Source organism: Corynebacterium sp. ACRQJ (assembly GCF_022346045.1).
GTDB lineage: Bacteria > Actinomycetota > Actinomycetes > Mycobacteriales > Mycobacteriaceae > Corynebacterium > Corynebacterium evansiae.
Genome location: NZ_JAKRMT010000016.1, coordinates 1 through 14630 on the forward strand (window position 1 = coordinate 1; position 14630 = coordinate 14630).

General features: G+C 64.0%; 11 protein-coding genes. 10 read left to right on the forward strand and 1 reads right to left on the reverse strand.

The window, feature by feature from the left end; genetic code table 11:
* Positions 1-195 precede the first annotated feature (195 nt).
* The 3 genes from MHX52_RS08435 (at position 196) to ilvA (ending at position 4667) form a co-directional block, all read left to right on the forward strand.
* On the forward strand, positions 196-870 hold the full coding sequence (locus tag MHX52_RS08435) for a 3'-5' exonuclease (RefSeq protein WP_049049745.1): 675 nt from the start codon (positions 196-198) through the stop codon (positions 868-870).
* A 286-nt stretch (positions 871-1156) separates the two neighbouring features.
* Complete coding sequence (locus MHX52_RS08440) at positions 1157-2755, forward strand: cation:dicarboxylate symporter family transporter (protein WP_239317668.1); 1599 nt, start codon at positions 1157-1159, stop codon at positions 2753-2755.
* Positions 2756-2963: 208 nt separating this feature from the next.
* Positions 2964-4667, forward strand: a complete 1704-nt coding sequence (gene ilvA, locus MHX52_RS08445; protein ID WP_239317669.1) for a threonine ammonia-lyase, biosynthetic — start codon at positions 2964-2966, stop codon at positions 4665-4667.
* Between the two features lie 58 nt (positions 4668-4725).
* Here the strand turns inward: ilvA and MHX52_RS08450 are convergent, their stop codons facing one another.
* The gene (locus MHX52_RS08450; protein ID WP_239317671.1) at positions 4726-5397 is read right to left on the reverse strand and encodes an amino acid-binding ACT domain protein; all 672 of its coding nucleotides are present in this window, start codon (positions 5395-5397) and stop codon (positions 4726-4728) included.
* A gap of 63 nt (positions 5398-5460) precedes the next feature.
* Between MHX52_RS08450 and gatC the strand changes: the two genes are divergently transcribed.
* The 7 genes from gatC (at position 5461) to gatB (ending at position 14476) form a co-directional block, all read left to right on the forward strand.
* Positions 5461-5766 (forward strand): Asp-tRNA(Asn)/Glu-tRNA(Gln) amidotransferase subunit GatC, encoded by a 306-nt coding sequence (gene gatC, locus MHX52_RS08455; RefSeq protein ID WP_239317673.1) that lies wholly within the window; start codon positions 5461-5463, stop codon positions 5764-5766.
* Positions 5767-5921: 155 nt separating this feature from the next.
* Positions 5922-7424: an Asp-tRNA(Asn)/Glu-tRNA(Gln) amidotransferase subunit GatA gene (gene gatA / locus MHX52_RS08460; RefSeq protein ID WP_239317675.1), complete on the forward strand. Its 1503-nt coding sequence runs from the start codon at positions 5922-5924 to the stop codon at positions 7422-7424.
* Positions 7425-7643: 219 nt separating this feature from the next.
* Positions 7644-8327: an NUDIX domain-containing protein gene (locus MHX52_RS08465; RefSeq protein ID WP_239317677.1), complete on the forward strand. Its 684-nt coding sequence runs from the start codon at positions 7644-7646 to the stop codon at positions 8325-8327.
* Positions 8328-8359: 32 nt separating this feature from the next.
* On the forward strand, positions 8360-9793 hold the full coding sequence (locus tag MHX52_RS08470) for a DHA2 family efflux MFS transporter permease subunit (protein ID WP_239317718.1): 1434 nt from the start codon (positions 8360-8362) through the stop codon (positions 9791-9793).
* Between the two features lie 132 nt (positions 9794-9925).
* Positions 9926-10954 carry an ATP-dependent 6-phosphofructokinase gene (locus MHX52_RS08475; protein ID WP_035003488.1) on the forward strand — a complete coding sequence of 343 codons (1029 nt, stop codon included), beginning with the start codon at positions 9926-9928 and terminating at the stop codon, positions 10952-10954.
* A gap of 312 nt (positions 10955-11266) precedes the next feature.
* Positions 11267-12703: an HNH endonuclease signature motif containing protein gene (locus MHX52_RS08480; protein ID WP_239317679.1), complete on the forward strand. Its 1437-nt coding sequence runs from the start codon at positions 11267-11269 to the stop codon at positions 12701-12703.
* A 246-nt stretch (positions 12704-12949) separates the two neighbouring features.
* Complete coding sequence (gatB, locus tag MHX52_RS08485; protein WP_370642238.1) at positions 12950-14476, forward strand: Asp-tRNA(Asn)/Glu-tRNA(Gln) amidotransferase subunit GatB; 1527 nt, start codon at positions 12950-12952, stop codon at positions 14474-14476.
* The last annotated feature ends 154 nt before the right edge of the window (positions 14477-14630 follow it).

Consider the following 14630-nt stretch of genomic DNA (forward strand, 5'->3'; position numbering starts at 1 on the left):
TAAGTACTGCGAGGTTTTGTTTTACAAGGGTGGGACGCAACGCGGGCGCGTAATGTTCCCAGCGCGGAAAAAGTTCCCGATAAAAGAATTTTGTTGTGTAGAAAATACTAGGAAACAAAGCCCTGACCCGCATGAAGAACGTACTGTTTTGAACGATAACGAGGGGTGTCCGGGGGCGCCTATAAAGTAGTCAGCATGACTGCACCGCATTTTGACCCGGCACACATGCTGAGCTTCGACCTGGAAACCACTGGAGTAGACCCGAAGACCGCCCGCATCGTCACCAGCGCACTCGTGACCATCAAGGGGCGCGAGCGGAACGACATCGAGATGCTCGCCGATCCCGGCGTGGAGATTCCCCAGCAGGCCTCCGACGTCCACGGCATCACTACTGAGTACGCTCGCGAGCACGGCCAGGATCATGGAGAAGTGCTGGCCAAAACCATCGAGGGCATCCGGGAGGCATGGCGCTCCGGCGCCACGCTGATCGTCTACAACGCCGCCTATGACCTCAGCGTTCTGCGCGCCTTGGAGCCTAGCTTCACTGTCGACGGCCCCGTATTCGATCCCTATGTGGTTGATAGGGCAAAGGATCAGTACCGCAAGGGCAAGCGCACCTTGGAAAGCGTGTGCCAGCACTACGGCGTGAATTTGGACAACGCCCACGAGGCGACGGCAGATGCGGTGGCTGCCGCCCGTGTGGCGTGGATGCTGGCGCGCAAGTATCCCGAGGTGACACAGATGTCAGCAGATGAACTGATGCTTTCGCAGGCCACGTGGTTCTACGAGTCCCAGAAGGGACTGCAAGAGTGGTTTCAGAAAAAAGGCAAGAACGTGCAGGTCAACACCGCGTGGCCACTCGCCGAATAGTTTTAAGAAAACCTATCGCAGCGCCCATTTGTTTCTTATCTCCCCCTAGGAGCAGAATAAAGGTGTAGAGGTTCTTCCCCTCTGCTGCTCACTGACGTTTTTATTGACGCCCACTGGGTCTCCAGCCGAGCTCGAAGGGAATTCACTGGCGCAGCAGGGGATGGGAGCCAACGCTTCCAGAAAGTAGATGCTTCAACAAGGCCGACCCCTGAAGAAGGCAGACGCCTGAAGAAGACAGCTGAATACAGAAAACATCTGAATACACCGAAATGGGGCACTAGGGATCATGGACGATAAAAGCAATCCCCAGGGTGCAGGGCACAATGGCGCTGAACTCAGCGGAGCTGGGCAACACTCAGCTGACGAGCGCTCAGCTGCACAACACACAAGTGGGCAGCACGGCTCTGAACAGCATTCGGCAGGACAAGCTCCAGCCGGACAGAGCTCCCAGGAGAAGCAGGCCGCTCCTGGTTACGCCGTCGCTTCTGCTCCGCAGATCGCGGAGTCTAAAAGGGAGAAGAAAGACAACACCCACTGGCTATACATCGGCGTGATCATCGCCGTGATCGCCGGCATCATCTTTGGCCTCGTGGCGCCAGATACAGCCAAGGGGTTTAAAGAGCTGGGCACCACCTATGTCAGCCTGATCAAGATGATCATCGCACCGGTGATCTTCTGCACGATCGTGCTGGGAATTGGCTCGGTGAGGTCTGCGGCGTCAGTAGGTAAAGCAGGCGGCCTGGCACTGACATACTTCGTTACGATGTCCACCTTCGCCCTCGCAGTGGGCCTGGTGGTTGGCAACATTCTCCAGCCGGGCGATGGCCTGAACCTGAGCACCGGCGGAAGCAACACCTTCGGCAACGGCGAAGAGCAGAAGGCCGAAGGCCTGGTGGGCTTTGTCCAGGGCATCGTCCCGGACACCTTCTTCAGCGCCTTTACCAGCGGCCAGATTCTGCAGGTGCTTTTCATTGCCCTACTGGTGGGCTTCGCCACGCAATCGATGGGTAAGGCCGGCGAGCCGATCCTCAGCTTCGTAGCCACGCTGCAGAAGCTGGTATTCAAGATCCTGTCCTGGATCCTGTGGCTCGCCCCGATCGGCGCCTTCGGCGCCATGGCGGGCGTAGTCGGCGGCACGGGCATCAAGGCCGTTCTGCAGCTGGGCGTGCTGATCCTCGGCTTCTACATCACCTGTGTGATCTTCGTGTTCGGCATCCTGGGTCTGATCCTGCGGGTATTCACGGGGTTCAACATCTTCAAGCTGGTGAAGTACTTGGGCCGCGAGTACCTGCTGATCTTCGCCACCAGCTCCTCGGAGTCTGCACTGCCGAACCTGATGCGCAAGATGGAGCACATCGGTGTGGACAAGTCCACGGTCGGCATCGTCGTGCCGACGGGATACTCCTTCAACCTGGACGGAACCGCGATTTACCTGACGATGGCCGCCATCTTCATCTCGGACGCCATGAACGTCCACATGGGGCTCGGCGACCAGATCAGCCTGCTGGTATTCATGATCATCGCCTCCAAGGGAGCGGCGGGCGTGTCCGGCGCGGGCATCGCCACGCTGGCAGCCGGCCTGCAGTCCCACCGCCCGGAGCTGCTGGGCGGCGTGGACATCATCGTCGGCATCGACCGCTTCATGTCCGAAGCTCGCGCGCTGACCAACTTCTCCGGCAACGCCGTGGCCACCCTGCTGGTCGGCAAGTGGACACACACCGTCGACAAGGAGCAGGTCAAGCGCGTGCTGAACGGTGAAGATCCGTACGTGGATGCCGGGGACGACCACAACGTCGACCTCAAATACCCGTCGGTGAAGAACCCCGCCACGGCACACCTGCAGCCCACCCCGCAGGTAAACCTGGACGATTACCGTCAGCAATAGCCCGGCGAGCGGTAGCCTGCCAGGTGCGGGTGCGGGTGCGCGGCGGGCGCGGTTCCGACACGGCGCAGTAGGCGCTGGGCATGTCCGACCGCTGGCCGTGCCTGGCTAGCGGCGGAGACCGCGGCCCGGTCAAGCGCGCAGTGGGCGCGGCGCGGCAGCGGGGGACTGCCGCGTAAGGGGGATCACCGGCAGGACTATACTGAAGCGCATGTCACACGAAGCTTCACGTCCCGTAAGCGAGGAGAACGCCCCGGCAGGGCAAGTCCCAAACACGGAAGAAAACGCCGGCACGGAGACCACCGCAGCTGCAACCACCGCCGGTGCTGGAACCACGTTTGGTGCAGGAGCCACCGCCGGTGCTGATTCCACCGCAGGCACGGAGGCCATCTCCGGCGCGGAATATCTGAAGAAGATCGTCTCCGCCCCCGTCTACCGCGTGGCCACGAACACGCCACTCGAAAACATGGAAACGCTGTCCAAGCGCATCGGCAACGAAGTGTTGGTCAAGCGCGAAGACCTGCAGCCCGTGCACAGCTTCAAGATCCGCGGCGCGTTCAACCGCATGTCCCAGCTCACGGACGACGAGCGCGCCCGCGGAGTCGTCGCCGCCTCCGCCGGCAACCACGCCCAGGGCGTAGCGCTCTCCGGCACGGAACTCGGCGTCCGTACCGTCATCGTCATGCCGGAAGTGACACCCAGCATCAAAATCGACGCCGTCCGCAGCTTCGGCGGGGAAGTGCTGCTGCACGGCGCAAACTTCGACGAAGCCAAGGCCAAGGCCATGGAACTATCCGAAGTAGAAGGCATGGTCTGGGTCGCACCCTTCGACGACGAAGCCGTCATCGCCGGCCAAGGCACCGCCGGGCTGGAAATCTTCCAATCCCGCCCCGACGTCGACCGCGTCTTCGTGCAGGTCGGCGGCGGCGGACTAGCCGCCGGAATCTCCGTGCTTCTCAAAGAACTAGACCCCAATATCCAGGTCATCGGTGTGGAGCCCGAAGAATCCGCCTGCCTCACCCACGCACTCGCCGCCGGACACCCCGTGGCCCTCGACCACGTCAGCCTCTTCGCCGAAGGCGTGGCCGTCAAGCAGATCGGCAGTGAGACCTTCCGAGTCTGCCGCGAATACCTCGACGACGTCATCACCGTCAGCTCCGACGAGATCAGTGCCGCCATCAAGGACATCTTCGACGACACACGCGCCATCGCCGAGCCAGCCGGCGCCGTCGCCCTGGCAGGCCTGAAGCGCTACGCCGCCGACCACCAAGTCGAAGGAGAGACCCTGGCACACGTACTGTCCGGCGCGAACGTGAACTTCCACTCCCTTCGCTACGTCTCCGAACGCGCGGAAATCGGCGAGGGCGGCGAAGGTATTTTCGGCGTGAGCATCCCCGAGCGCGAGGGAGCCTTCCTCGAATTCTGCAAAATCCTCGGCCACCGCGCCGTCACAGAATTCAGCTACCGAGTCGGCCAGCGCGACGGGGAGAAGCCCGCCCGCATTTTCGTGGGCGTCAAGCTCAAAAACGGCGAAGACGAGCGCAAGGCCATCGCCGAAGACCTCCACGAGGCAGGCTACGGCGTGGTCGACCTGTCCGACGACGACGTGGCCAAGGAGCACGTCCGCTACATGATCGGTGGCACCCCCGGCCAGCACGTCGACGAAACCGCCTACAGCTTCGAGTTCCCCGAAAACCCGGGAGCCCTGCTGCACTTCCTGGAGGTCCTGGGAACCCGCTGGAACATCACGGGCTTCCACTACCGCAGTTTCGGCATGGACCACGGCCGCGTGCTGGCGGCGTTCGAGGACGTCTCCGGCGACGCAGAATTCCAGGAGCACCTGCAGCAGCTCGGCTACCACGCCACGGACGTGACAGACAGCCCGGCCTACGACTTCTTCATCAGCGCCGAGTAGCTGGGCGCCTAAGTATGCGGCGCACCGGCACGCGGGTGGTACGCCGACGTGTGCAGCGTTAGCTGAAGAATGCGCCGAAGATCGCTCCGAGCTGGCGCAAATGCTCAACCTCACTGAGCAGAAAGTCCGGCCCACCCGGACGACCAATGATCAGCAGTAGGCTCGTGCCCTCGATCGGGGTGCCCGCCAGAGCGGAATCCATGACCGCCCAGTTCTCGGGAATCCAATCCTCGCGCTCTGGGTTCAACACGCGCGCCTCGTCCAACGGCGGGTGATCCAGCTCCTTGCCGTTGTCCTCCGGCGCGGCAGGGGAAGACGCCACCCGGTGAGTCCGCGGCAACGTATCCAGCACGACCGCCCAGCCTGCCGTCATGGAGCGCGGCAGGTCCTGCATCATGATCTCTAGCGCCTTTTCTTTGTGACGCCGCTTCTCCGCTACCCCGGACAGCATCTGAATCTGGCCACGTCGGTCGATAGAACCTGTAAAGGGGCGAATCGAGTCGACGTAGAAACCGTCGAGTTCCTGTGTGGCCGTGATCAGGCTGTCGGGCAGATGCCCAGACGGCAGGGAGACGACAATGTCGTCCATAACGAAGTCGGGCTCATCCTGTTCTGGGCGTCCGACGATATCCACACCGCGAATGTCACCGCCGACAGTTCCCAGCGCCATGGCGAGCAGACCAAGGGAGCCGGGGGTATCGGGCATACGCACACGCATAAGGAAAGACATGGCACCGATACTAGCGACACCTGAAGTCCACGGGGGCTACTTGCCTTGGCTAGAGTAGAACCCATGTCTGAGATTTCGCGCGAAGATGTTGCCCACCTGGCCCTCCTGGCTCGCCTGGACCTGGGGGAGCAGGAATTGGATGAATACGCAGCTCAGATCGACGGGATCGTCGATCACGTGGCCGCGATCGGGAAGGTAGACACCGAAGGCGTTGAGCCGCTGAGCCACCCCACTCAGAACGTTGACGGCGATGTCGCCGTGATGCGTGAAGATGTGGTCGTTCCGAGCCTCACCGCAGAGCAGGCCCTGGATCAGGCGCCGAAGCAGAGCGAACAGCGCTTTGAAGTGCCGCAGATCCTCGCGGACTAGGACAGCCTCCGAGGAACGCTTGCGTCACTGGGGCTGCGGCACAGCTGCCACGGGTGGCGTCAAAAAAGCTAAAAGACCGTTAGACGAACGAACGCTAAAGACACAAGCTTTAGAGAAGAACCTTTAAAGAAAAGCAAGGAACTGTAGGAACACTCATGGCTGAGAACAAGTACATCGTCGGTTCCCGGGACGACTCGGACTACACCACCTGGACCGCCGCGGAACTGGCGGAGAAGATCCACGCGCGCGAGATCAGCTCCCAGGAAGTTACGCAGGCCCACCTGGACCGCATCGGCGAGATCGACGGCGACATCCACGCATTCCTGCACGTTGGCGCCGACGAGGCGCTGGCGGCGGCCTCCAACGTTGACGACGCACTGGCCGCCGGCGATCAGCCGACCAGCAAGCTGGCCGGCGTGCCGCTGGCGCTGAAGGACGTCTTCACCACCACCGACGCGCCGACCACGTGTGCCTCCAAGATGCTGGAGGGTTACATGAGCCCCTACGACGCGACCGTCACCATGCGTCTGCGCGCCGCTGGCATCCCGATCCTGGGCAAGACGAACATGGACGAGTTCGCCATGGGCTCCTCCACCGAGAACTCCGCCTACGGCCCGACGAAGAACCCCTACGACCTGGAGCGCACGCCAGGCGGCTCCGGCGGTGGCTCCTCTGCAGCGCTGGCCGCCGGCATGGCTCCGCTGGCCATCGGCACGGACACGGGTGGCTCCATCCGCCAGCCCGCCGCACTGACCAACACCGTTGGCGTGAAGCCGACCTACGGCACCGTTTCCCGCTACGGCCTGGTGGCTTGCGCCTCCTCGCTGGACCAGGGTGGCCCGACGGCGCGCACGGTTCTGGATACCGCGCTGCTGCACGAGGTTATTGCGGGGCATGACGCCAACGACTCGACCTCCTCCTCCCACGCCGTCGCGCCGGTTGTCGAGGCGGCGAAGCAGGGCGCCTCTGGAGACTTGAGCGGCGTGAAGCTGGGTGTGGTTAAGCAGTTCGAGCGGGCCGAGGCCTTCCAGCCGGGCGTGCTGGAGACCTACCACGCCAACCTGGAGCAGCTGAAGTCCCAGGGCGCTGAGCTGGTGGAGGTCGACTGCCCGAACTTCGACCACGCGCTGAACGCCTACTACCTGATTCTGCCCTGTGAGGTCAGCTCCAACCTGGCCCGCTTTGACGGCATGCGCTACGGCCAGCGCCGCGGAGACGACGGCTCCCGTTCCGCCGACCAGGTGATGAGCCTGACCCGCGCCGAAGGCTTCGGCCCGGAGGTTAAGCGCCGTATCATGCTGGGCACCTACGCCCTGTCCGTCGGCTACTACGACGCCTACTACTTGCAGGCTCAGCGCGTGCGCAACCTGATCTCTCAGGACTTCGCCAAGGCCTACGAGCAGGTCGACGCGATCGTCGCGCCAGTGACGCCGTCCACCGCCTTCAAGCTGGGCGAGAAGGTCGACGACCCGCTGGCAATGTACATGTTCGACCTGTTCACCCTGCCGCTGAACCTGGCTGGCGTGTGCGGCATGTCCGTGCCGGGTGGCTTCGCTAGCGACTCCGGCCTGCCGACCGGCCTGCAGATCATGGGGCCGGCGCACGGCGACGACCGCCTGTACCGCGTAGGCGCGGCCTTCGAAGCCGGCCGCGACTAATCGGCCACACATAGCTGGCTGACCCTGAACTGGCGGGGTAGGGGAGCCCCTCGGCCGGCTCACCCGCAGCCGGTCTGGCGTCCCCAGAGTTGGCGGGCAAGGCGGTCGGTCTGGCCTTGCGGTTACCCAGCCGCATAGTTTTGCCGAGGTCGGGGCGCTGAAATGTTCAGGCCCGGGCGGCCGGCGGCGGAGGCCGGGGATCCGCGTATGGTGGGGGACATGGGTAAGATTCCCGAACTTTACACAGGCGACGGTTTCGTCGAAGACCCCGACGGGTCCCGACGCTGGGGAGTCCTCGGCGCGGCAGGACTGTTCCTCGTCACCGACGACCGCCACGTCCTGATGCAGCACCGCGCCAAGTGGACCAACCGCGGCGGCACCTGGGCTCTGCCCGGCGGTGCCATCGACGTCGGCGAATCACCCACCGACGGCGCCCTCCGCGAAACGTGGGAAGAGACGGGCGTGGGGGCGTCATCGGTAAAGGTACACCGAGAAATCGTCACCTCCACCGTGCCCGTCAAGGTTGCGTACTGCCGCCTGCCCGTCCGCGACGATGAGTGGCACCTCTTCGCCGACATCGAGACAATGGTCGAACGCAGCGGAGACCCCCGCAAGGCCCTGCAGGATTTCCCCGTCCGACACCCTAGCCTCGACGCCTCGCTGAACGCCCACGGAATCTTCGGACTCGGCGGCACATTCTGGTGGCAATACGAGAACCCAGAAATCAACGAGTGGACGTACACCACCGTCCTGGCCACCTGCTCCGAACACCTGGAGCTGCACCCGACCGCTGAATCACTGGAGCTACTGTGGCAGCCCATCGACCAGCTGGAAGAACTACCACTGATGCCGGAGTTTAAGGCCAGTTTGCCCGCCATCCGGGCGGCAGTAGACTCCCTCTAATGAATTCAGCTCAGCCCCAGAGCCGTGCGCAAATGCGCCGGCAGAGCCAGCAGGGCCGTCGGGATCAGCTGAGCGACGGGCGTTACCCCGCGCTGCCGCTCCCGCTGCCGCAGGCATGGCGTGCCCTCGTGGCGCTGTGCATCGGCTTTTTCATGATCCTGCTGGATCAAACGATCGTCGCCGTCGCCACGCCCGCATTCCAAGCCGACCTGCACGCCGACTACGGCCAAGTGCTGTGGGTCACCAGCGCCTACCTGCTGGCGTTCGCGGTGCCGCTGATGGTCACGGGCCGGCTCGGCGACCGCTTCGGCCCGAAGAACCTCTATATCGCGGGAATGACGATCTTCACGCTCTCGTCGCTTGCCTGCGGACTGGCCGGCAGCATCGAAACGCTGATCGCCGCCCGCGCCGTGCAAGGTATTGGCGGATCTTTATTGACGCCCCAGACCATGAGCGTGATCAACCGCATCTTCCCGCGCGACAAGCGCGGGGCAGCACTGGGCATCTGGGGTGCCACGGCGGGAATCTCCACGCTCGCCGGGCCACTGCTCGGAGGCCTCATCACCCAATACGCAACCTGGCAGTGGGTGTTCTTCATCAACGTACCCATCGGTGTGCTATCCGTGGTGATGGTCGCCCGCTGGGTACCGCGGTTCCAGCCGACCGAGGAACGCATCAACGTGCCGTCGATCCTGCTTTCCATGGTGGCGATGACGATGGTGATCTACGGCATCCAAGAAGGCGACCCCGCCGGGTGGGCGCCGTGGATCTGGGGACTGCTGTTCGGAGGCGTGGCGCTGCTGGTGGCCTTCGTCTGGCTGCAATCCCGCCTGCCCGCAGGCAGCGCGCTCGTGCCGATTGCGCTGTTCGCACGCCGCCACTTCGCATTCGGCAACGCATCCATCTTCACCATGGGCTTCACCGTCGCCGGCATGATGGTGCCAGTGATGATGTACCTGCAGGAAGTCCACCTCTTCAGCCCGATGAAAGCCTCCTTCGTAGTGACGCCCATGGCCATCATCGCTGGAATTATGGCGCCGTTCGTCGGCCGGCTGGTCGACCGCTACGAACCCAGGCGCTTCGCTGTCCTCGGGTTCTGCCTGATGGCTGTGGGCGTGGCCGCGCTGGTGTTCTCCATGCGGCCAGAGCGGCCATTGTGGATGATGATCGGGGCGTTCGTGATCCTCGGATTCGGAAACTCCTTCGTCTGGGCTCCGAACTCCACCACCACCCTGCGCGACCTGCCGCCCCAGTTCGCCGGAGCGGGCTCTGGAATGTACAACGCCACCCGCCAACTCGGCGCCGTCACCGGAGCCGCCGTTATCGCCGCCGTCGTCCAAGCGCGCGTCAGCGCCGTCGGCCCCCAGGCCTTCGGCGACTCCCTGCTGCCCGCGGTGATCATGCTGATGCTAGGCGCAGTGGCCTCCGCCATGGCTCGGCCAGAGGGTAGCCGTGGAAACGAGTAGGCGTCAATAATAAAGACAATAAAGACGGGAAAAAGACCGAAAAAAGACCAGTAGAGGTCAGCTAAACCCCCGAAACCGTCGCGAAACAATCCCGCCCGGCAGATCCCGCGGGGTATCGCTAAACTTTAAAACATGCGTATTGCGACCTTGACCAGTGGTGGAGACTGCCCAGGATTGAACGCCGTCATCCGAGGCATCGTGCGGACAGCGGCCGGGGAAGGCCATACCGTCGTCGGATTTGAAGACGGCTGGCAGGGACTGCTGGAAGACCGCCGCGTGCAACTGTACGACGACGACTTCATCGACCGGATCCTGCGCCGCGGAGGCACCATCCTCGGCACCGGACGCCTACACCCCGACGACTTCATGGCCGGCATCGACCGCGTCAAAGCCAATCTCGCGGATGCAGGCATTGACGCCCTGATCCCAATCGGCGGCGAAGGCACCCTTAAGGGCGCGCGCTTCCTGCACGACAACGGCGTGCCGGTTGTCGGCGTGCCGAAGACCATTGACAATGACGTCAACGGAACCGACTACACCTTCGGCTTTGACACCGCCGTCGCCGTCGCCACCGACGCCATCGATCGCCTGCACACCACCGCCGAATCGCACGACCGCGTGATGATCGTGGAAGTCATGGGCCGCCACGTCGGTTGGATCGCTCTACACGCGGGCATGGCCGGCGGCGCGCACGAAATCCTGATCCCGGAGTTCCCGTTCGACATCGACGATGTCTGCCGCCGGATGGCCCGCCGATTCCAGCTGGGGGAGAAGTACGGCATCATCGTCGTTGCCGAAGGCGCACTGCCGAAGGAAGGGACCCTGGATGTTGCCGAACGCGAAGTGGACCAGTTCGGCCACGAGAAGTTCCAAGACATGTCCGCGCTGATCGCCAAGGAGATCGAAAACCGCCTGGACACCGACGTGCGTTCCACCGTGCTGGGGCACATCCAGCGCGGCGGAACTCCCACGGCGTTTGACCGCGTGCTGGCAACTCGCTTTGCCGTGAATGCCACCAAGGCCGCCATCCGGGGAGAGTTCGGCAAGGTCGTTGCACTGAAGGGCGGCAGCATCGAGCTGATCGACTTTGAAGAGGCCGTCGGCACGCTGAAGGAAGTTCCTGAGAGGCGCTACGAAACGGCGCGCTCGCTGTTCGGCTAGCGGACGCCGCGGACGCCGAGGGCGCCGCGGACGCCGTGAGGCGGCGCAGCAAAGGTGCAGGGCGGCGGAGGCGCGCGAGCAGCCTGGCGCGGCGTAATGGCGAGAGAGCCAAGCGCCACAGGCAGGGCGCGCTGTGTGGCTGACGTTAAGCCAGCGCCGGGCGGTGCTGAAATGCGGTACAGCATGCCTGGCGGAGAATTGTCAAGGGGGAATTGAAAAGCCTGTGGAAAACGCTTGCGAAGAGGGCGAGTTATCCACAGGTGGTCGCGCGGGGTGGGGCAAAGATTTTGCGCATGGTTTAGCGTTCGGGGCATGGAAAAGTTGCAGCAGCTCGCGGAGCTCAAGCGTCAAGTGGCGGACGCGCAGCGCCACGGCGTGGAGCTGCTGACAGAAGCCATGGGCAAGCCCGCCGAGCAGCTGCCGCTGGAACGCGAGTATGCGCGGAGCGTGGCGCGGGCCGCGGAACACTTCTCCGGGGCGGCGTACTCGCGCTATAAAAAGCGGGCGCTGGGAGCCGCCCAGCGCAACGGACATGGGCTGGATGTGCTGATACTGATCGCCGAGCGAGCACGGACGCTGGGGATCAAACAGCGTTACGTGTTTACCGAAGCGCTATGCAATACCGCTGGAGATTATGCGGCCATTTCGCGCCGGGCGACGCAACTGCGGCGCGAAATGCAGGGGCCGCGGGTGCCCGACGACGGAGGACGCCGGATCATGCACGGCACGAAGACCACCATCCAGTTCACGGGGCCGTCGCACCGCATGTCGGAGATTTGGGAGTCCGCACGCCTGGATCCACTGGCGTGGCTCACGGAGAATCGAACCATTCAACGCAGCACGCTGACCACCAATGTCGTGGTCAGCCTGGATGACTACATTCAGGTACTCAGCGGCCAAGGGGATGAGATTGAGCTGCGGGCCACCAACGGTGCCGTCTTCACCGGGGCGGAATACGTCGCCCGCCGTTTAGAAGACGCTGTGTTTCCCCGCCAGCTATCCACGCCAATTGCCGACGCTTCAATCGCCGACGCGGCCGGGGCAGATAGCACCTCGGCAGGCTCGGCCGGGGTGGCAGGCAGCACATCGGCAGGCACGGCCGGCGCGCAGGGCGCGGCCGGTGCGGCCGCTACGGCGGAGGCAGCTGGTGCGGCCGAGGTAGCAGGCGTGGCCGGTGTGCCCACTATGGCGGGGCCGGCGCTTAATGCGAGTCCAGCCGACGCGGCCCGCGCGGAGGGCGCGGCCGGTGCGGCCGCTACGGCGGAAGCGGCGCTTACTGCGAGTTCAGTCGGTGTGGCAGTTGTTGCGGAGGCGGCCGGGGCGGCAGGCGTGATGCTGAATGATGGAGATTGCATCACGCTGATAGCCCCGGAGCGAGGACCGGTGAATTTGTACAGGGTGAAGCGGTTGGCGTCATCAAAACAGCGCCGAATGCTGGAAGCCGAAACGACGCGGTGCGCCTGGCCGGGATGTGGGCGTCCGGCGAGTGAATGCCAAGTTCACCACCTGCAGGAATTTGCGAAAGGCGGAGAAACAAACCCCGAGAACATGACGCTTTTGTGTCCGTATCACAATGGCGTGAACGGGCAACGCGGCCGCGGGCGGATGGCGCGCGAAGGCGGGCGCGTCACCTGGCTGCCGCCGGGGGGCGCCGGGACACGGGGAACCGCCGGGGCGCCGGGACGCGGGGAACCGCTCAGGCGCGCGACCGCCCTGGGAGACGTTGGAGTGGCCAAAGAAGGGCCGTAGGTGGAAATCGGCGCGCTGAAATGCGAGAGAGGTGCGCGGAGGTGCGGCTGCGTTGGCGCGCTGCTGCGTTGACGTGCTGCTGCGTTGGCGCGGTGGCGGTGCAGACGCGTTGGGAGCTGCCGGGCACCCAAAGGCAGGGCGTGGCGGGCGCGCGGCGTGAGCGGGCGGCCGCAGGCGCGAGGCATGAGCGGGCGATCGTGGACGCCCAGCGACCCTAACGCCACACGAATACGGGGACGTATTAAGATGGCTGGCATGACTGCGCCTGTCTACGATTACTCCGATGATGTGATGGACTTCGACGAAGTGCTGGAGCGCTTCGACCCGGTAATGGGCATGGAAGTTCACGTCGAACTCGCCACGAAGACGAAAATGTTCTCCACGTCTTCCGCGGAATTCGGCGACGCACCAAACAGCAACGTCGACCCATGCAGCCTCGGCCTGCCAGGCGCGCTGCCAGTCGTAAACAAGCTAGGCGTGGAGTGGGCCATCAAGATCGGCCTGGCGCTGAACTGCGAGATTGCTCCGAAGTCCCGCTTCGCACGCAAGAACTACTTCTACCCAGACCAGCCGAAGAACTACCAGATCTCCCAGTACGACGAGCCCATCGCTTACGACGGATACCTGGACGTCGTGCTGGAGGACGGCACCGAATGGCGCGTGGAGATTGAGCGCGCGCACATGGAAGAAGACACCGGCAAGCTGACCCACCTCGGCGGTGCAGACGGCCGCATCCACGGAGCCACCGCATCCCTGGTGGACTGCAACCGCGCAGGCGTGCCACTGATCGAGATCGTTACCAAGCCCATCGAGGGCGCCGGCGAACGCGCACCAGAAGTTGCGAAGGCATACGTCTCCGCACTGCGCGACCTCGTCAAGGCACTCGGCGTATCCGACGCACGCATGGACCAGGGCTCCATGCGCGTGGACTCCAACCTGTCCCTGCGCCCCGTCGGCACCACCGAATACGGCACGCGCACCGAAACGAAGAACATCAACTCTCTGAAGTCCGTCGAGCAAGCCGTGCGCTTTGAAATGCAGCGCCAGGCAGCCTGCCTCGTCAACGACGTGGAGATCGTTCAGGAAACCCGCCACTACCAGGAAACCGACGGCACCACCTCCAAGGGACGCCCGAAGGAAACCATGGCGGACTACCGCTATTTCAACGACCCGGACCTGCCGCCCGTACTCGCCCCCGCCGAGTGGGTCGAAGAGATCCGCGCCACCCTGCCGGAAATGCCGTGGATCCGCCGCGCCCGCATCCAGGAGGAGTGGGGCCTGAAGGACGAGGAAATGCGCGACCTCGTCAACGCCGGCGCCCTGGATCTAGTGGTCGACACCGTCGAAGCAGGCGCCAAGCCCGACGAAGCTCGCTCCTGGTGGGTCTCCTACCTCGCAGGCAAGGCAAACGAACAAGGCGTGGAACTTACCGGTCTCGACATCACGCCGACTCAGGTGGCGCGGGTGGCGTCACTAGTAAACGAAGGCAAGCTCACCACCAAGCTTGCACGTCAAGCAGTCGACGGAGTCTTGGCGGGCGAAGGCGACGTCGACGAGGTCGTCGCAGCGCGCGGCCTGGAAGTTGTGCGCGATGACGGCGCCATCGAAGCGGCAGTCGACGAGGCCCTGGCTGCAAACCCGGACATCGTCGAAAAGTACCGCGCGGGCAACAAGAAGGTCACCGGTGCGATTGTCGGCGCCGTCATGAAGGCCACCAAGGGCAAGGCAGACCCCGCGCAGGTCAACCAGCTGATCGCTAAGAAGCTCAGCTAGCAGCGCCCGAGCCCAATGGGCGGCGGAGGCGAAGCGCTGCCGTAGCCGGGGGGCCGGAATGCCGGACCGTCGGAGTCGAAAGGTGCGCGGAAACTCGGCAGGCACACAGCCGATGGAGTATGCCATCGAAGACATGCCGAGCGACCTCCCGCGG

Excerpts from the sequence above, each read along its gene's own strand:
- MHX52_RS08435 (WP_049049745.1), top strand. The coding sequence starts at position 196 with ATGACTGCACCGCATTTTGACCCGGCACACATGCTGAGCTTCGACCTG.
- MHX52_RS08440 (WP_239317668.1), top strand. The coding sequence starts at position 1,157 with ATGGACGATAAAAGCAATCCCCAGGGTGCAGGGCACAATGGCGCTGAA.
- ilvA (WP_239317669.1), top strand. The coding sequence starts at position 2,964 with ATGTCACACGAAGCTTCACGTCCCGTAAGCGAGGAGAACGCCCCGGCA.
- MHX52_RS08450 (WP_239317671.1), bottom strand. The coding sequence starts at position 5,397 with ATGTCTTTCCTTATGCGTGTGCGTATGCCCGATACCCCCGGCTCCCTT.
- gatC (WP_239317673.1), top strand. The coding sequence starts at position 5,461 with ATGTCTGAGATTTCGCGCGAAGATGTTGCCCACCTGGCCCTCCTGGCT.
- gatA (WP_239317675.1), top strand. The coding sequence starts at position 5,922 with ATGGCTGAGAACAAGTACATCGTCGGTTCCCGGGACGACTCGGACTAC.
- MHX52_RS08465 (WP_239317677.1), top strand. The coding sequence starts at position 7,644 with ATGGGTAAGATTCCCGAACTTTACACAGGCGACGGTTTCGTCGAAGAC.
- MHX52_RS08470 (WP_239317718.1), top strand. The coding sequence starts at position 8,360 with ATGCGCCGGCAGAGCCAGCAGGGCCGTCGGGATCAGCTGAGCGACGGG.
- MHX52_RS08475 (WP_035003488.1), top strand. The coding sequence starts at position 9,926 with ATGCGTATTGCGACCTTGACCAGTGGTGGAGACTGCCCAGGATTGAAC.
- MHX52_RS08480 (WP_239317679.1), top strand. The coding sequence starts at position 11,267 with ATGGAAAAGTTGCAGCAGCTCGCGGAGCTCAAGCGTCAAGTGGCGGAC.
- gatB (WP_370642238.1), top strand. The coding sequence starts at position 12,950 with ATGGCTGGCATGACTGCGCCTGTCTACGATTACTCCGATGATGTGATG.